The 16831-nt window shown below is 65.8% G+C and carries 16 protein-coding genes; 14 read left to right on the forward strand and 2 right to left on the reverse strand.

The window, feature by feature from the left end:
* Positions 1-5 precede the first annotated feature (5 nt).
* From PJW05_RS02065 to PJW05_RS02095, 7 genes are all read left to right on the forward strand, one after another.
* Entirely contained in the window at positions 6-332 is a 327-nt protein-coding gene (locus PJW05_RS02065; protein WP_271410289.1) for a sarcosine oxidase subunit delta, read from the forward strand.
* Positions 329-3349, forward strand: coding sequence for a sarcosine oxidase subunit alpha (locus tag PJW05_RS02070; protein ID WP_271410290.1), 3021 nt, complete (start codon positions 329-331; stop codon positions 3347-3349). The genes PJW05_RS02065 and PJW05_RS02070 overlap by 4 nt, the downstream gene beginning before the upstream one ends.
* Complete coding sequence (locus PJW05_RS02075) at positions 3342-3971, forward strand: sarcosine oxidase subunit gamma (RefSeq protein ID WP_271410291.1); 630 nt, start codon at positions 3342-3344, stop codon at positions 3969-3971. The genes PJW05_RS02070 and PJW05_RS02075 overlap by 8 nt, the downstream gene beginning before the upstream one ends.
* A 205-nt stretch (positions 3972-4176) precedes the next feature.
* A complete protein-coding gene (purU, locus tag PJW05_RS02080) occupies positions 4177-5040 on the forward strand; it encodes a formyltetrahydrofolate deformylase (protein WP_271410292.1) in 864 nt (287 codons plus the stop codon).
* Positions 5041-5237: 197 nt separating this feature from the next.
* Entirely contained in the window at positions 5238-6437 is a 1200-nt protein-coding gene (fdhA, locus tag PJW05_RS02085) for a formaldehyde dehydrogenase, glutathione-independent (protein WP_271410293.1), read from the forward strand.
* Between the two features lie 412 nt (positions 6438-6849).
* Positions 6850-7509, forward strand: coding sequence for a glutathione S-transferase family protein (locus tag PJW05_RS02090; protein WP_271410294.1), 660 nt, complete (start codon positions 6850-6852; stop codon positions 7507-7509).
* Positions 7510-7768: 259 nt separating this feature from the next.
* Positions 7769-8410 carry a DUF2780 domain-containing protein gene (locus tag PJW05_RS02095; protein WP_271410295.1) on the forward strand — a complete coding sequence of 214 codons (642 nt, stop codon included), beginning with the start codon at positions 7769-7771 and terminating at the stop codon, positions 8408-8410.
* Between the two features lie 18 nt (positions 8411-8428).
* Here the strand turns inward: PJW05_RS02095 and PJW05_RS02100 are convergent, their stop codons facing one another.
* On the reverse strand, positions 8429-9328 hold the full coding sequence (locus PJW05_RS02100; RefSeq protein ID WP_271410296.1) for an acyltransferase: 900 nt from the start codon (positions 9326-9328) through the stop codon (positions 8429-8431).
* A gap of 153 nt (positions 9329-9481) precedes the next feature.
* On the opposite strand from PJW05_RS02100, the gene PJW05_RS02105 reads away from it, so the two are divergent.
* From PJW05_RS02105 to PJW05_RS02135, 7 genes are all read left to right on the forward strand, one after another.
* The gene (locus PJW05_RS02105; RefSeq protein ID WP_271410297.1) at positions 9482-10723 is read left to right on the forward strand and encodes an HD-GYP domain-containing protein; all 1242 of its coding nucleotides are present in this window, start codon (positions 9482-9484) and stop codon (positions 10721-10723) included.
* A 62-nt stretch (positions 10724-10785) separates the two neighbouring features.
* Positions 10786-11298 carry a retropepsin-like aspartic peptidase RloA2 gene (gene rloA2 / locus PJW05_RS02110; protein WP_271410298.1) on the forward strand — a complete coding sequence of 171 codons (513 nt, stop codon included), beginning with the start codon at positions 10786-10788 and terminating at the stop codon, positions 11296-11298.
* A 59-nt stretch (positions 11299-11357) separates the two neighbouring features.
* A complete protein-coding gene (gene creB, locus PJW05_RS02115) occupies positions 11358-12041 on the forward strand; it encodes a two-component system response regulator CreB (protein ID WP_271410299.1) in 684 nt (227 codons plus the stop codon).
* Positions 12041-13471, forward strand: a complete 1431-nt coding sequence (gene creC, locus PJW05_RS02120) for a two-component system sensor histidine kinase CreC (protein ID WP_271410300.1) — start codon at positions 12041-12043, stop codon at positions 13469-13471. The genes creB and creC overlap by 1 nt, the downstream gene beginning before the upstream one ends.
* 187 nt (positions 13472-13658) lie before the next feature.
* Positions 13659-14093, forward strand: a complete 435-nt coding sequence (locus PJW05_RS02125; protein ID WP_271410301.1) for a CBS domain-containing protein — start codon at positions 13659-13661, stop codon at positions 14091-14093.
* A 231-nt stretch (positions 14094-14324) separates the two neighbouring features.
* Entirely contained in the window at positions 14325-15674 is a 1350-nt protein-coding gene (gene creD, locus PJW05_RS02130) for a cell envelope integrity protein CreD (RefSeq protein ID WP_271410302.1), read from the forward strand.
* Positions 15675-15686: 12 nt separating this feature from the next.
* On the forward strand, positions 15687-16004 hold the full coding sequence (locus PJW05_RS02135) for a hypothetical protein (RefSeq protein ID WP_271410303.1): 318 nt from the start codon (positions 15687-15689) through the stop codon (positions 16002-16004).
* Positions 16005-16129: 125 nt separating this feature from the next.
* On the opposite strand, the gene PJW05_RS02140 is transcribed toward PJW05_RS02135, so the two are convergent.
* Positions 16130-16753: a glutathione S-transferase family protein gene (locus tag PJW05_RS02140; RefSeq protein WP_271410304.1), complete on the reverse strand. Its 624-nt coding sequence runs from the start codon at positions 16751-16753 to the stop codon at positions 16130-16132.
* Between the last annotated feature and the right edge of the window lie 78 nt (positions 16754-16831).

The following is a 16831-nucleotide window of genomic DNA, read 5'->3' on the forward strand; positions in this document are numbered from 1 at the left end:
CCGCCATGCTGCACATCTTCTGTCCCTACTGTGGCGAGCTGCGCTCCGAAGAGGAATTCCACGCCAAGGGCCAGGCGCATATCCCGCGCCCGCTGGACCCGAATGCCTGCACCGACGAGGAGTGGGGCGACTACATCTTTTTCCGCGACAACCCGCGCGGCATCCACCACGAGTTGTGGGTGCACGCCGCTGGCTGCCGCAAGTACTTCAACGTCACGCGCCACACCATCAGCTACGAGATCCTCGAAACCTACAAGATCGGTGAGAAGCCCTCTGTCACCGAAGCCAACGTCGGCGAGAAGAAAGCCGCGACCGCAGGAGTAACGGCATGAGCCAGGTCAACCGTCTTCCCAAGGGCGGCCGCGTCGATCGCAGCCAGCCGCTGACCTTCACCTTCAACGGCCAGAACTATCAGGGCTATGCCGGCGACACCCTGGCCGCCGCCCTGCTGGCCAACGGTGTGGATATCGTCGGCCGCAGCTTCAAGTATTCCCGTCCGCGCGGCATCGTCGCCGCCGGTGCGGAAGAGCCCAATGCCGTGCTGCAGATCGGCTCCACCGAGAGCGCCCAGGTGCCCAACGTGCGCGCCACCCAGCAGGCCCTGTACGCCGGCCTGGTGGCTGCCAGCACCAACGGCTGGCCGAGCGTGAACAACGACGTCATGGGCATCCTCGGCAAGGTCGGCGGCGGCATGATGCCGCCCGGGTTCTACTACAAGACCTTCATGTATCCGCAGAACCTCTGGCTGACCTACGAGAAGTACATCCGCAAGGCCGCCGGTCTCGGCCGTGCGCCGCTGGAAGTCGATCCGGACATCTACGACCACCTGAACCAGCACTGCGACGTGCTGGTGGTCGGCGCCGGCCCGGCCGGCCTCGCCGCCGCCCTGGCCGCCGGCCGCAGTGGCGCCCGCGTGATCCTCGCCGACGAACAGGAAGAGTTCGGCGGCAGCCTGCTGGATACCCGTGAAACCCTGGATGGCAAGCCCGCGGCCCAATGGGCGGCCCAGGTCATCGCCGAGCTGGAGAAACTGCCGGAAGTGACCCTGCTGCCGCGCGCCACGGTGAACGGCTATCACGACCACAACTTCCTCACCATCCACCAGCGCCTGACCGACCACCTGGGCGAAGTGGCCCCCCGTGGCCAGGTTCGCCACCGCGTGCACCGCGTCCGCGCCAAGCGCGTGGTGCTGGCCGCCGGCGCCCACGAGCGTCCGCTGGTGTATTCCAACAACGACGTGCCGGGCAACATGCTCGCCGGCGCCGTCTCCACCTACGTCAACCGTTACGGTGTGGCCCCGGGGCGCCAGCTGGTGCTGTCCACCAACAACGACTACGCCTACCGCGTGGTGCTGGACTGGCTCGACGCCGGCCAGCAGGTGGTGGCCGTCGCCGATGCGCGCAGCAACCCGCGCGGCACCTGGGTGGAAGAGGCCCGCGCCCGTGGCGTGCGCATCCTCACCGGCAGCGCGGTGGTCGAGGCCCGCGGCAGCAAGCGCGTCACCGGCGCGCGTATCTGCGCCATCGACCTGAACAGCCACAAGGTCACCAGCCCCGGCGAAGTGCTGGACTGCGACCTGATCGTCAGCTCGGGCGGCTACAGCCCGGTGGTACACCTGGCCTCGCACCTGGGCGGCAAGCCGGTCTGGCGTGAGGACATTCTCGCCTTTGTGCCGAGCGAAGGCGGCTTCCAGAAGCGTCTCTGCGCCGGCGCCGTGAATGGCGTGTTCGGACTGGGCGACGCCCTCGCCGACGGTTTCGAGGCGGGCGCCAAGGCCGCCGCCGAGGCCGGCTTCAAGGTGGTCGAAGGCAGCCTGCCGAAGACCGAGAAGCGCAAGGAGGAAGCCACGCTGGCGTTGTTCCAGGTGCCCCACGACAAGTCCACCGCCCGTGCGCCGAAGCAGTTCGTCGACCTGCAGAACGACGTCACCTCCGCCGGCATCGAGCTGGCCACCCGCGAGGGCTTCGAGTCGGTCGAACACGTCAAGCGCTACACCGCGCTGGGCTTCGGCACCGACCAGGGCAAGCTGGGCAACATCAACGGCCTGGCCATCGCCGCCCGGTCGATGGGCATCAGCATCGCCGAGATGGGCACCACCATGTTCCGCCCGAACTACACCCCGGTGACCTTCGGCGCCGTGGCCGGGCGTCACTGCGGCGCGCTGTTCGATCCCAAGCGCTACACGGCCATGCACCGCTGGCACCTGGAGCAGGGCGCGGAGTTCGAGGACGTCGGCCAGTGGAAGCGCCCCTGGTACTTCCCCAAGCGCGGCGAAGACCTGCACGCTGCCGTGGCCCGCGAATGCAAGGCCGTGCGTGACAGCGTGGGCATTCTCGACGCTTCGACCCTGGGCAAGATCGACATCCAGGGCCCGGACGCCCGCGAGTTCCTCAACCGCGTCTACACCAACGCCTGGACCAAGCTGGACGTGGGCAAGGCCCGTTACGGCCTGATGTGCAAGGAAGATGGCATGGTCTTCGACGACGGCGTGACCGCCTGCGTCGGCGAGAACCACTTCATCATGACCACCACCACCGGCGGCGCCGCCCGGGTGATGGAATGGCTGGAGATCTACCACCAGACCGAATGGCCGGAGCTGAAGGTGTACTTCACCTCGGTGACCGACCACTGGGCCACCATGACCCTGTCCGGACCCAACAGCCGCAAGCTGCTGGCCGAGGTCACCGACATTGACCTGGACAAGGATGCCTTCCCCTTCATGACCTGGAAGGAAGGCCTGGTGGGCGGCGTGCCGGCGCGGGTGTTCCGCATCTCCTTCACCGGCGAGCTGTCCTACGAGGTGAACGTGCAGGCCGACTACGCCCTGGGCGTGTGGGAGCAGATCGTCGAGGCTGGCAAGAAGTACAACCTGACCCCCTACGGCACCGAGACCATGCACGTGCTGCGGGCCGAGAAGGGCTTCATCATCGTCGGCCAGGACACCGACGGTTCGGTGACCCCGGACGACCTGAACATGGGCTGGTGCGTCGGCCGCAACAAGCCGTTCTCCTGGATCGGCTGGCGTGGCATGAACCGCGAGGACTGCCTGCGCGAGGACCGCAAGCAATTGGTGGGCCTCAAGCCCGTCGACCCGAACCTGGTACTGCCGGAAGGCGCCCAGCTGGTGTTCGATCCGAAGCAGTCCATCCCGATGAAGATGGTCGGCCACGTCACCTCCAGCTACATGAGCGCGGCCATGGGCTATTCCTTCGCCCTCGCCGTGGTCAAGGGCGGCCTGAAACGCATGGGCGAGCGCGTGTTCGCACCGATGGCCGATGGCAGCGTGATCGAAGCCGAAATCTGCAGCTCCGTGTTCTATGACCCGAAAGGGGATCGCCAGAATGTCTAACGTGAACGTCTACAAGCAGCGCCCCGACAACGCCCGTGGCGAATCGCCGCTGCACCACGCCGGCCTCGACGAGCTGGCACGCAAGGGCAAGAGCAGCGCAGGCGTGGTCCTGCGCGAGAAGAAACTCCTCGGCCACCTGGTGATCCGTGGCGACGCCAAGGACCCGGCCTTCGCCGGCGGCGTGCACAGCGCCCTCGGGCTGGAGCTGCCCGTGGCCCTGACCCTGGTGGCCAGCGGCGACAGCTCGCTGCAGTGGCTGGGCCCGGACGAATGGTTGCTGATCGTGCCCGGCGGCACCGAGTACGAAGTGGAGCAGCGCTTGCGCAAGGCCCTGGACGGCCAGCACATCTCGGTGGTCAACGTCAGCGGCGGGCAGACCCTCCTCGAACTCTCGGGGGCCCACGCCCGCGACGTGCTGATGAAGTCCACCTCCTATGACGTGCACCCGAGCAACTTCCCGGTGGGCAAGGCGGTGGGCACGAACTTCGCCAAGGCAGGCGCGGTGATCCGCCACACCGGCGAGGACACCTGGGAACTGCTGATCCGCCGCAGCTTCTCCGACTACCTCTGGCTCTGGCTGCAGGATGCCAGCGCGGAATACGGGTTGGCGGTGAAAGCCTGAAGAAATAGCCCCTCTCCCTCTGGGGCGAGCAGGCACGCTGTTGGAAGCACCGCTTCCTGTGCCTGCGAGCGACCATACGCGAAGCGTTTGGGCCGGGGCGCGGAGCGGGGGCTGGGGTGAGGGATGCCCCGTGCCACTCGGACTTTCCCTCACCCCCGGCCCCCCTCCCGAAGGGAGAGGGGAGACAAAACATCGGAGTCCGCATATGAGCCGCACCCCCGATACCTGGATTCTCACCGCCCAATGCCCGAGCGTGCTCGGCACGGTGGACGCGGTGACGCGCTTTCTCTTCGAGCAGCGCTGCTACGTCACCGAACACCATTCGTTCGATGACCGGCTGTCGTCGCGCTTCTTCATCCGTGTCGAGTTCCGCCAGCCGGACGACTTCGACGAGCAGGCGTTTCGCGCCGGCCTCGACGAGCGCCTGGCGCCCTTCGACATGCAGGTTGAACTGACCCCGCCGGGATATCGCGCCAAGGTGGTGTTGATGGTGTCGAAGGCCGATCACTGCCTGAATGACCTGCTCTATCGCCAGCGCATCGGCCAATTGGAAATGGACGTGGTGGCGGTGGTCTCCAACCACCCCGACCTGGAGCCGCTCGCCCGCTGGCACGGCATTCCCTACCACCATTTCCCCCTCGACCCCAACGACAAGCCGGCCCAGGAGCGCAAGGTCCTCCGGGTGATCGAGGAAACCGGCGCCGAACTGGTGGTGCTCGCCCGCTACATGCAGGTGCTGTCCCCGGAACTGTGCAAGAAGCTCGACGGCTGGGCGATCAATATCCACCACTCGCTGCTGCCCGGCTTCAAGGGGGCCAAGCCCTACCACCAGGCCTACCAGAAGGGGGTCAAGCTGGTGGGGGCCACGGCGCATTACATCAACAACGACCTGGACGAGGGGCCGATCATCGCCCAGGGCGTGGAGTCGGTGGACCATGCCCACTACCCCGAAGACCTGATCGCCAAGGGCCGTGACATCGAGTGCCTGACCCTGGCCAAGGCGGTCGGCTACCACATCGAGCGGCGCGTGTTCCTCAACGCGAACCGCACAGTAGTGCTTAACGCCTGACCTCGTATTTCCCGGATTGCATCCGGGCTACCCGGCCCTGCAGCCCGGATGCAATCCGGGACGGATCGGACCTTTTTCACGGAACCCGCCCTGCCAGGTTTCACCGGCGGGTTCCGGCAACAGACACAAGCTCCAGTGCAAGGCCGCGTGGCCGTGGGCCACGCCTTTGTATCCACAACAACAACGGAGAATTACGCATGTCTGGTAATCGTGGTGTCGTTTATCTCGGTGCGGGCAAGGTCGAAGTGCAGAAGATCGACTACCCGAAGATGCAGGACCCTCGCGGCAAGAAAATCGAGCACGGGGTGATCCTGAAGGTGGTGTCCACCAACATCTGCGGCTCGGACCAGCACATGGTGCGCGGCCGTACCACCGCCCAGGTCGGCCTCGTGCTCGGCCACGAGATCACCGGCGAGGTGATCGAGAAAGGCCGTGACGTGGAAAACCTGCAGATCGGCGACCTGGTTTCCGTGCCCTTCAACGTGGCCTGCGGCCGCTGCCGCTCCTGCAAGGAAATGCACACCGGCGTGTGCCTGACCGTCAACCCGGCTCGTGCCGGCGGCGCCTACGGTTACGTCGACATGGGAGACTGGACCGGCGGCCAGGCCGAGTACGTGCTCGTCCCTTACGCCGACTTCAACCTGCTGAAACTGCCGGATCGCGACAAGGCCATGGCGAAGATCCGTGACCTGACCTGCCTCTCCGACATCCTGCCCACCGGCTACCACGGTGCGGTCACCGCCGGCGTTGGTCCGGGCAGCACCGTGTATGTCGCTGGCGCCGGCCCCGTGGGGCTCGCCGCCGCCGCCTCCGCCCGCCTGCTGGGTGCTGCGGTGGTCATCGTTGGCGACCTCAACCCCGCCCGCCTGGCCCACGCCAAGGCACAAGGCTTCGAGATCGCCGACCTGTCGCTGGACACCCCGCTGCATGAGCAGATCGCCACCCTGCTGGGTGAGCCGGAAGTGGACTGCGCGGTGGATGCCGTGGGCTTCGAAGCCCGTGGCCACGGTCATGAAGGCGCCAAGCACGAAGCCCCGGCCACCGTGCTGAACTCGCTGATGCAGGTCACCCGCGTGGCCGGCAAGATCGGCATCCCCGGTCTTTACGTCACCGAAGACCCGGGTGCGGTGGATGCCGCCGCGAAGATCGGCAGCCTGAGCATCCGCTTCGGTCTCGGCTGGGCGAAATCCCACAGCTTCCACACCGGCCAGACCCCGGTGATGAAGTACAACCGCGCCCTCATGCAGGCCATCATGTGGGACCGCATCAACATCGCCGAAGTGGTCGGCGTGCAGGTCATCAGCCTGGACGACGCACCGCGTGGCTATGGTGAGTTCGATGCCGGCGTGCCGAAGAAATTCGTCATCGACCCGCACAAGACCTTCAGCGCGGCCTGAGTCGCCGTCCTACCCCGACGCCGTGGGTGTGACAGCCGCGGCGTCTGTTCCTCAAGGAGCCTTCGGGCTCCTTTTTTTGGTTTTTTCGGGTTTTCGGGGATGTGCAGTCAGCACCGGATTGCCGTGTCTAGGTAGGATGGGTTGAGGTACGAAACCCATGCTGTCGAGTCGTCAGGACACCCGCAGACCTTGCTTCCAGTACCGATGAACGTCGGAGCGCAAAGCGATTGGGACTTGGGGGCATCAAGCCGAGCGCTGCCAATCCAAGACGCTCACACACATTTACGCCCGCTGAACTCTTCATCGCGTACGTACCTTCTGATTGATGCACTTGCCCCGTTGGGAAGCGTTTCTCGCATGTGCAGAAGAGCCGATAGTGTCCTCCTTGATAGGGACATCCAAAGGAACGGTTATGTACCGTCTTTATTACTCACCGGGCGCCTGCTCACTGGCGGCCCATGTGGTGCTTGAAGAGTTGGGGTTACCATTTCAGCTGGAGTTACGCTCTGCATTGAAAGGCGTTGGGACTCAGACACCTGAATACTTGTCGATCAACCCCAAAGGCCGAGTTCCCGCGCTGCAATCAAGTTCCGGGAGTATCGGCGGCTTCAGCGGTGTCCTGACCGAGCTGCCGGCCATATTGCTTTTCCTTGCTTTTCAGCATCCCGAGAGCAATCTCGCTCCACGCGAGCCCGGAGCGTTGGCACGTTGCGTCGAGTGGTTGAACTGGTTGTCGGGAACTGTGCATACGTTGGCATACGGCCAGATCTGGAGGCCTCAGCGAGTCATTGAAGATCCTGCGTGCTATCCCGATATCGTGGCCAAGGGAATGAAGAATGTCGCGCGGGACTACGCCTTCATCGAGCACCAATTGAAGGTGATGCCACTCCCTGAAACCTACACCATTGTTCATCCCGTGCTTCTGGTGTTCTGGCTTTGGGGTAAATGGATCAATCTGGATATGAACGGTGGGTATCCGGTGTGGGCTCAAACCATTCGCACTGTCATCGAGCGACCGGCTGTTAGACGAGCATTGGCGACTGAAGGTATTGATTTGAGCTTGTTCGCTTGATTTGAGCTGTCCCGACGCTATGCGCTGGGGTCCGACGTTGCAACTTCCGAAGTTGGCCTTGGCTTATGAACGCGCGTCACAAGGCGAGCCAGCCGCCACTGATGGGTATCGCTTCGCTCAACCACATCCTACGACGGTACGCTTTCGTGCCGACGGGATGCCGGGAACACTTCCGCCCTTCGCGCAGTCATATGGCCGAGCCTCCGCTCACCGGCCGGTACGCAGTGTTCCGGCGCCGCTCATTCCTCGAGGTCGACCTATGCACACTCCCCGAAGCCTGACCCTGGCCGTCCTGCTCAGCCTGGCCGCCAGCCCGGTGTTCGCCGTTTCCCTGGGCGATGTCGTCGCCGCGGCTGCCGTAAGCGGTGCGGGGAGCCATGAGAACGCCGGGGCGGGCATCGCGCCGGCGGAATCGGCAGCGCTGCTCGCGCAACTGGGTGGCCAGTTGCAGATCACCCCGGAGCAGGCATTGGGCGGCTTGACCGCATTGTTCGGTGTGGCGCGCAACAACCTGCCGGCCGATCAGTTCGCCCAACTGGACCAGGCGGTGCCGGGCGTCGGCCTGCTCACCGATCCCAATACCCAGGGATTGCTGAGCAGCCTTGGCGGCCTGCTCGGCCAGCAACCGGGCAGCGTCCTCGGCGGGCAACCCGGCGTGCTGGCGGGGCAGCAGATGAACAGCATGACCGACGTGAGCCAGGCCTTCGGTTCGCTGGGCATGGAGAGCAACCTGATCAGCCAGTTCGCGCCGTTGATCCTGTCCTTCCTCGGTCAGCAGGGCCTGGCCGAATCACTGCTGCAGAGCCTCGGCAGCCTCTGGCAATGGAGTGTGCCGCAGGTGCCGTCGAGCCCGGCCGTTCCGGCGGGCCAGGCGGTGCCGGTGAACGGCCTGTCCACCTGAGCCGGCGGCACGGCCCGCTCAGCGGGTCCCGCCCAGTTCGGCGCGCAACTGGTCGATGCGTGCGTCCTTCTCCTGCCAGAGCCGGCTGACCCAGGCCTGCACGTACTGGCGGAATTCCCCGTCGTTCTCGTAGTCGCCCTGCCACAGGGCGGGGTCCAGTTCGCGGGTGTGAATGTCGACGATCACCCGTGGCACCCGGCCGGACAGCAGCGCCCAGAAGCCGGGTACGCCCCGCCCCGGGTAGACCAGGGTAACGTCGAGGATCGCATCGAGTTGCTCCCCCAGCGCCGCCAGGACGAAGGCGATGCCACCGGCCTTGGGTTTCAGCAGGTACTGGTAGGGCGAACCCTGGTTGGCGTGCTTGACCGGCGTGAAGCGGGTGCCTTCCAGGTAGTTCACCACCGTTACCGGCATGCGCTTGAACTTTTCGCAGGCGGCCCGGGTGATTTCCAGGTCCTTGCCCTTCATCTCCGGGTGTTTGTCGAGGAAGGCCTTGCTGTAACGCTTCATGAAGGGGTAGTCCAGGGCCCAGAAGGCCAGGCCGAGGAAGGGTACCCAGATCAGTTCCTTCTTCAGGAAGAACTTGAAGTAGGGCGCCTTGCGGTTGAAGGCCTGGACCAGCGCCGGAATGTCCACCCAGGACTGGTGGTTGCTGATGACCAGGTAAGAGGTGTCGTTGCGCAGCCCCTCGCCGCCGCGGATGTCCCAGTGGGTGGGGGTGAGAGTGGCGAAGACGCGCTTGCAGTTTTCCGCCCAGGCTTCGGCGACCCACATCACGCCCTGGGAACAGGCGTCGCGCAGGTGCTGGCCGGGCAGCACGAGCTTGAGCAGGGCGATGGCCAGCATGGGGCCGATCAGGATCAGGGTGTTGAGCAGCAGCAGCAGGGTAGTGGCGACTCCGGTCAGCAATGGCCGCATGGGTCCTTGGCTCCTCGTCCTCTGGTGTGCGCGCCATGATACGCAGTCGCCGTCCATGCGACGAGCGGTCGGCCCGGCCTACCGACGCTTGTCTGCGCGTGGGCGGGCTGGATTATGCTGTCGCCCTGATATCGCCTGCCTTGCGAAGCTGCCGTGCTGAAACGAATAGCCGTGACCGATCTGCGAATCGGCATGTACATCCAGGAGCTCTGCGGTTCCTGGATGGACCATCCGTTCTGGAAGACCAGCTTCCTGCTGGGCAATGCCAAGGATCTTCAGCGCATCCTCGACAGCGCCGTGGGCGAGGTCTGGATCGACACCGTCAAGGGCCTGGACGTGGACAGTGGCGAAAGCGCCGAGGAGGTCGAAGCCCAGGCGGAGAGTCGGCTGCAGTCGGCGGACGACGAACCGCCGCTGGCCTTGGACGGCGTGACGGTCAGCCTGGACGAGGAGATGGGCCGCGCCCTGCGCCTGTGCGCCCGCTCCAAGCAGGCGGTGATGGCGATGTTCACCGGCGCCCGACTCGGCCATGCGCTGGAGCTGGCCCAGGCTGCCGCCCTGGTGGAGCAGATCACCGAGTCGGTGATCCGTCACCCCAACGCCCTGATCAGCCTGGCACGGCTGAAGACCAGCGATGAATACACCTACATGCACTCAGTGGCGGTCTGCGCCTTGATGGTGGCCCTGGCGCGCCAGCTCGGCATGGCCGAGGAGCGGGTGCGCGATGCCGGCCTGGCCGGGCTGCTCCACGACATTGGCAAGATGGCGGTGCCGCTGGAACTGCTGAACAAGCCCGGCAAGCTGTCCGATGGCGAGTTCGCCGAGGTGCGCAAGCACCCCGCCGCCGGTGCGCGCATCCTGCTGGACAGCCGTCAGGTCGGCGCAAGCGTGCTGGACGTCTGCCTGCACCATCACGAGAAGTACGACGGTTCGGGTTATCCGCACCGCCTGGTGGGCGAGCAGATCAGCCTGTTGGCGCGGATGGGGGCGATCTGCGACGTCTACGACGCGATCACCTCCGACCGCCCCTACAAGAAGGGCTGGAGCCCGGCCGAGGCGGTGCGCAAGATGGCCGAATGGACCAAGGGCCATTTCGATCCGCACCTGTTCCAGGCCTTCGTCAAATCCGTCGGCATCTACCCCACCGGCTCCCTGGTGCGCCTGGAGAGCGGCCGTCTCGGCGTGGTGCTGGAGCAGCACCCGCAGTCGTTGCTGACGCCCTGGGTGAAGGTGTTCTTCTCGGCGCCGTCCAGGGTGCCCATTCCCCAGGAAGTGATCGACTTGTCCCAGGGCGACCGCATCGTCAGTCGCGAGTCGCCGGACGACTGGGGCTTCAAGAAGCTCGATGAACTCTGGAGCGGTGTGACGATAGGACGCGGCTCCTTGTTCGACTGATTCCGAACCATCGGCCGCCCGGCCAGTCCCAGAACCGTACCCCTCGACCAGGAGAGACTGCGTTGAAACCCCTGATTGCCCTGCTCGCCCTGATGGCATTGCCCGCCGTCGCCGCCCAGGAACCCACCCTCTACGGCCGCTACGAATATGTACGCCTGCCGGAAATCGGCCAGACCTTGAAGGCCAAGATGGACACCGGCGCCCTCACCGCGTCGCTGTCGGCCAAGGACATCGAGCGTTTCCAGCGTGACGGCGAGGACTGGGTGCGTTTCCGTCTGGCCGCCAAGGGGGCCGACAAGACGCTGTTCGAGCATCGGCTGTCGCGCATCAGCAAGATCAAGAACCGCGCCGACGAACTGGGCGACGAAGACGAGGCGCCCGCGGCGGAGATTTCCAGGCGACCGGTGGTGGACATGGAAATGTGCCTGGGCGGCATCAAGCGCACAGTGGAGGTCAACCTCACCGACCGTTCCAGCTTCAACTACCCGCTGCTGATCGGCGCCAATGCGCTGCGCGAATTCAAGGCCGCCGTGTATGCCGGCAAGAAATTCACCGCCGGCAAGCCGCAGTGCTGATTGACGGGGGATCGGGGCATGGGGCAATTTCGGCGTCATTTGAATGAGCCGGGACGCCCATGCCCCACATCCTCATCGTCGAAGATGAAGCCGCCATCGCCGACACCCTGGTCTTCGCCCTGGAGGCCGACGGCAACGCCACCACCTGGTTGAGCCTCGGCGGCCCGGCGCTGGAATTGCTGCGTCAGCAGCCGGTGGACCTGGTGATCCTCGACGTCGGCCTGCCGGACACCAGCGGCTTCGAACTGTGCAAGGCACTGCGGCGTTTCTCCGAGGTGCCGGTGCTCTTCCTCACCGCGCGCAATGCCGAGATCGACCGCGTGGTGGGTCTGGAGATCGGCGCCGACGATTATGTGGTGAAGCCGTTCAGCCCACGCGAGGTGGCGGCCCGGGTGCGTGCCATCCTCAAGCGCACCGCGCCACGCGATCCGGCGCCCGCGTCCGTCGCCGGACCTTTCCAGGTGGACGGCGAACGGGTGCGCATCCACTACCACGGCCAACCGCTTGGCCTGACCCGCCATGAGTTCCGCCTGCTCCAGGCGCTGCTGGCGCAGCCCGAGCGGGTGTTCAGCCGCGAACAACTGCTGGACGCCCTGGGCGTGGCCGCCGATGCCGGCTACGAGCGCAACATCGACAGCCACATCAAGAGCCTGCGCGCCAAGCTGCGCCAGGTGGCGCCGGCCGCCGAACCCATCCAGACCCATCGCGGCCTGGGCTACAGCTACGCGCCGGACAACGCCTGATGCCGCTGGGCATTCGCATCTTCCTGGCCTACTTCCTCTTCGTCGGCCTGGCCGGCTGGTTCGTGCTCAGCACGGTGATGGATGAAATCCGCCCCGGCGTGCGCCAGTCGACCGAGGAAACCCTGGTGGACACCGCCAACCTGCTGGCGGAAATCCTCCGTGACGAGGTTCGCGCCGGCACCCTGGACCAGGGCCGCCTGCCTGAGCTGCTGCGGGCCTACGGCGAGCGGCAGCCCGAAGCGGACATCTGGGGCGTGCGCAAGAACCGGGTCAACCATCGCATCTATGTCACCGACGACAAGGGCATCGTGCTGCTGGACTCCAGCGGCGCGGCGCTGGGCCAGGACTACTCGCGCTGGAACGACGTCTACCTGACCCTGCGCGGCCAGTACGGCGCACGTTCTACCCGTGAGGACAGCAACGACCCGGATTCCTCGGTCATGTACGTGGCCGCGCCGATCCGCGACGGCGAGCGGATCATCGGCGTCGTCTCGGTGGCCAAGCCCAATGCGTCCCTGCAACCTTATATCGAACGCTCGCAGACGCGCCTGACCTGGCTCGGTGTCGGCTTGATCGGCCTTGGCCTGCTGGTCGGCGGGTTGCTGTCCTGGTGGCTCAGCGGCTCCCTGCGACGCCTGCGCGACTATGCCCAGGCGGTGAGCGAGGGCCGGCGTGCGGAGCTGCCGCGCATGAGCGGCGGCGAACTGCGGCAATTGGCGGATGCGGTGGAGCGCATGCGCACGCAGTTGGAGGGCAAGGCCTACGTCGAGCGCTACGTGCATACCCTGACCCACGAACTGAAGAGCCCGCTGGCGGCCATTCGTGGCGCCGCCGAATTGCTGGAAGGCGACATGCCGGCCGAACAGCGGCAGCGCTTCGTGGCCAATATCGCCGGCGAGGGCGAACGCCTGCAGCAGTTGATCGAGCGCCTGCTCAACCTGGCTCGGGTGGAGCAGCGCCAGGGCCTGGAAGAGCGGGTGCCGGTGTCGGTCGGCGAGCTGGTCGACACGCTGCTGCAAGCCCAGGCGGCGCGCATCGAGTCTGCCGGCCTCAAGGTGGAGAACCGGATTGCACCGCAGCTGTGCGCGCTCGGCGAACGTTTCCTGCTCAGCCAGGCATTGGCCAACCTGCTGGACAACGCCCTGGACTTCACTCCGCCCGGCGGCCTGCTGCGCCTGGACGCGCGGCGCCACGGCGACTGGCTGGAACTGCGGGTGTTCAACCAGGGCGAGCCCATCCCCGCGTTCGCCTTGCCGCGCCTGACCGAGCGCTTCTATTCCCTGCCACGCCCCACCACGGGGCGCAAAAGCACCGGCCTAGGCCTCAATTTCGTGCAGGAAGTGGCCGGGCTCCACGGCGGCGAACTGCGGGTCGCGAATGCCGAGGGCGGTGTGCAAGCCTGCCTGCGACTTCCCTGCGTCGCGGATTGATACGTGCTCGCCGCCCGGCGATGCCTGCCCGCTCGGTCATCGGCTATACATTGACCAGGACGGCGCCCCGGAATTTCGGTGGGCGTCGCCACCTTGTCATGAGGTTCTGGCCTGATTCTTGATGCGGCACTTTTGCACCGCGCCGAGCTTCGACTACAAGAAACACTGTCCCCCCAGGAGCTGCCCGATGAAAACCGTCGCCGAGATTCTCAGAGCCAAGCCCCACACCCAGCTGTTCAGCGTCGAGCCCACGACCACCGTTCTGGAAGCCGCCCTGATGATGGCCGAGAAGGACATCGGCGCCCTGGTGGTGATGCAGGGCGGGGAACTGGTGGGCATCGTCACCGAGCGCGACTTCGTGCGCCGCGTCGCCGCCCTGGAGCGTTCGGCCTACGCCACCACCATCGAAGAAGTGATGACCTCCAACCTGTTCGTGGTGACCCCGCGGGACAGCAACCAGTACTGCATGCAGCTGATGACCGAGAAGAACCTGCGCCACCTGCCGGTGCTGGACGACGGCAAGCTGGTGGGCCTGCTCTCCATCCGCGACCTGGTGCGTGACATCACCGCCGAACAGGAAAGCCTGATTCAGCACCTGGAGCAGTACATTCGCGGGGCTTGACCGGCTTTTCTACCGAAAGAGGCCCCGTAGGAGCGAATCCATTCGCGAAAGGGACGCGCCGCGTCCCCAGCAACAGCCGGGCAGGCGTCGCCTGCCATCGCGAATGAATGCGCTCCCGCAAACGGACGCATCTGCGTCGCACCCAATCCCCACACAATCTCCACAAAGCCCCCATAACCCCACCCCAGGCGATGCCCAGACTCTCCCCATCCCCACACAAGGAGAGTCGCCATGACCCGCACCCTCGGTTTCAAGCTGGGCACCATTGCCCTGCTGATGCTGCTGTTGATGATCCCCCTGATGCTGATCGACGGCCTGATCGGCGAGCGGCAGGCCGCGCGCAATGGCGTGCTGGCCAACATTGCCCAGAGTTCCAGCTACAGCCAGCGGATCACCGGCCCCCTCCTGGTGGTGCCCTACAAGCGCACCGTGCGCGAGTGGAAGACCTACGAACAGACCGGCCAGCGCCATATGGAAGAGCGCGAGGTGAGCGGCCGTCTGTACTTCCTCCCCGAGCGCTTCAACCTCACCGGCAACGTCGACACCGAACTGCGCGCACGGGGCATCTACAAGGCGCGGCTGTACAAGAGCGACAACCAGGTCAGCGGGCAGATCCTGGTGCCGGCCCACTACGGCATCGCCGAAGGCCTGGAGGATTACCGCTTCGAACAGCCCTTTCTGGCGGTGGGCATCAGCGATATCCGTGGCATCGGCAATGCCCTGAAACTGCGCCTGAACGGCCAGGAGCTGGATTTCCAGCCCGGTAGCGGGGACCGTCTGCTGAATGGTGGCGTGCATGTGCCGCTGGCGCCGCTGCAGGCCGGCGTGGTGCAAAGCCTGGAGTTCGCCTTCAACCTGAAGTTGCAGGGCACCTCCAGCCTGAGCGTGACTCCGGTGGGGCGCGATTCGCGGGTGGCGCTGAGTTCGTCCTGGCCGCACCCGAGCTTCATCGGCGAGTTTCTCCCCAGCGAGCGCAGCATCGACGCCAAGGGGTTTTCGGCGACCTGGCAGACCAGCTTCTTCGCCACCAACCTGCAGGAGGCGCTGGCCGAGTGCGTCGCCACCCAACGCTGCGACAGCTTCTATTCGCGGGACTTCGGCGTGAGCTTCGTCGATCCGGTCGATCAGTACCTGAAGACCGACCGTGCGATCAAATACGCCCTGCTGTTCGTGGCTCTGACCTTCGCCGGCTTCTTCCTGATGGAAGTGCTCAAGCGCCTGGCCGTGCACCCGGTGCAGTACGGCCTGGTGGGCCTGGCCCTGGCGTTCTTCTACCTGTTGCTGCTGTCCCTCTCGGAACACCTGGAATTCGCCCTCGCCTATGCCATTTCGGCTTCGGCCTGCGTGGCGCTGGTGGGCTTCTACGTCAGCCACGTGCTGCACAGCTGGCTTCGCGGCGGCGGCTTCACCCTGGGCCTGGCGGCGCTTTACGGAATGCTCTACGGCCTGCTCAGCGCCGAGGACTATGCGCTGCTGATGGGCTCGCTGCTGGTGTTCGGCCTGCTGGCCGGCGTGATGGTGCTGACCCGCAAGCTGGACTGGTACGGCGTCGGCCGCGCCCAGCCGGCTGGCGGCAACTGAGGAGGATCGGCAATGCGCGTACTGATGCAGTTTGGCGGTTGCTGCCTGCTTGGCCTGGCGGTGGCGGTGCTGGTGCTGGGCGGCCTGATGTTCGCCGGCGCCTTCGGCCTGATCGAGCTCTGGCTGTTCACCGGCAAGCCAGTGGCCAGCCTGGCCCTGTGGCTGCTGCCGGGCGGCTTCTGGGAGGGACTGACCGGCGTGGTGGAGGCCACTCGCAATTCGGCGGTGCGTTCCTTCCTCGAACTCTGCGCGGCCCTGGGCCAGGGGGCGCTGCTGCTTGGCGCGGGTTTCTTCCGCCTTTGGTATGGCTACGCGGGAGGTGCGCAATGAAGCGGGTGGGCTTGCGCGAGGAACAGGCCGCCGGTGCCGAACTGGCGGCCAGGATCAACCGCTTGTTCCGTAGCCCCCGGTTGCCTCCGCCGCCCCCCGCACGGTGAAGCGCTTGCGGTGTTCGATCAGGGCGCCGGTGCGGTGGCCTTCACCGAGGGCCGCTGGCTGGCGACGGTGTACCAGGCGGCGAGTTTCGGACAGTCGCGGCGCCAGTTCAGGTCGGGCATGCGGAAGTCCAGGTAACCCAGCGCGCAGGCGGCGCTGATGGCGGCGACGTCGAACGCCTCGTCCAGTTCGTCGGCGGCCTGTTCGAAGCTTTCCAGGGCGCGCTCGATCTTGCCGCACTGGCCCAGTACCCAGTCGTCCCAGCGCTTGTCTTCCGGGCGCAGGAAGGTTTCGTAACGCACCAGGATGGCGGCATCCAGCACGGCGTCGGCCAGGGAGGCCAGGGTCAGGCGGCGCCAGCGCGCCATGCCGTCTCGGGGAATCAGCGGCGTGCCGCCGTGCTGGTGATCGAGGTAGTCGAGGATCACCCGGCTGTCGTGCAGCACGCTGCCGTCGGCCAGTTGCAGGGCCGGGATCTTGCCGGCCGGGTTGAGTGAGTTGAGTTCCGCGCTGGGGTTTATCGGCGTCAGGGTGATGCCGTGAAGCTGGACGAGGTCGAGCTGTCCGGTTTCGTGGAGCAGCACCATGACCTTGCGCACGTAAGGGGAGGTGGCTGAGAAGAACAGGGTCTGGCGGGTGCTCATGGGTGTCCTCGGCGGCTTCGGCGGGGCAATGGGGAAATGGGGCCAGTTATACCGCATTGGCAGGGGGCCGGGCAGGTG

Origin of the sequence: Pseudomonas sp. Q1-7, assembly GCF_028010285.1 — a bacterium.
Taxonomy (GTDB): Bacteria; Pseudomonadota; Gammaproteobacteria; order Pseudomonadales; family Pseudomonadaceae; genus Metapseudomonas.

Coding starts and splice junctions, on each gene's coding strand:
- PJW05_RS02070 (WP_271410290.1), top strand. CDS start 329: ATGAGCCAGGTCAACCGTCTTCCCAAGGGCGGCCGCGTCGATCGCAGC.
- PJW05_RS02065 (WP_271410289.1), top strand. CDS start 6: ATGCTGCACATCTTCTGTCCCTACTGTGGCGAGCTGCGCTCCGAAGAG.
- creC (WP_271410300.1), top strand. CDS start 12,041: ATGCCGCTGGGCATTCGCATCTTCCTGGCCTACTTCCTCTTCGTCGGC.
- creB (WP_271410299.1), top strand. CDS start 11,358: ATGCCCCACATCCTCATCGTCGAAGATGAAGCCGCCATCGCCGACACC.
- PJW05_RS02125 (WP_271410301.1), top strand. CDS start 13,659: ATGAAAACCGTCGCCGAGATTCTCAGAGCCAAGCCCCACACCCAGCTG.
- creD (WP_271410302.1), top strand. CDS start 14,325: ATGACCCGCACCCTCGGTTTCAAGCTGGGCACCATTGCCCTGCTGATG.
- fdhA (WP_271410293.1), top strand. CDS start 5,238: ATGTCTGGTAATCGTGGTGTCGTTTATCTCGGTGCGGGCAAGGTCGAA.
- PJW05_RS02140 (WP_271410304.1), bottom strand. CDS start 16,753: ATGAGCACCCGCCAGACCCTGTTCTTCTCAGCCACCTCCCCTTACGTG.
- PJW05_RS02100 (WP_271410296.1), bottom strand. CDS start 9,328: ATGCGGCCATTGCTGACCGGAGTCGCCACTACCCTGCTGCTGCTGCTC.
- PJW05_RS02090 (WP_271410294.1), top strand. CDS start 6,850: ATGTACCGTCTTTATTACTCACCGGGCGCCTGCTCACTGGCGGCCCAT.
- purU (WP_271410292.1), top strand. CDS start 4,177: ATGAGCCGCACCCCCGATACCTGGATTCTCACCGCCCAATGCCCGAGC.
- PJW05_RS02135 (WP_271410303.1), top strand. CDS start 15,687: ATGCGCGTACTGATGCAGTTTGGCGGTTGCTGCCTGCTTGGCCTGGCG.
- PJW05_RS02095 (WP_271410295.1), top strand. CDS start 7,769: ATGCACACTCCCCGAAGCCTGACCCTGGCCGTCCTGCTCAGCCTGGCC.
- PJW05_RS02075 (WP_271410291.1), top strand. CDS start 3,342: ATGTCTAACGTGAACGTCTACAAGCAGCGCCCCGACAACGCCCGTGGC.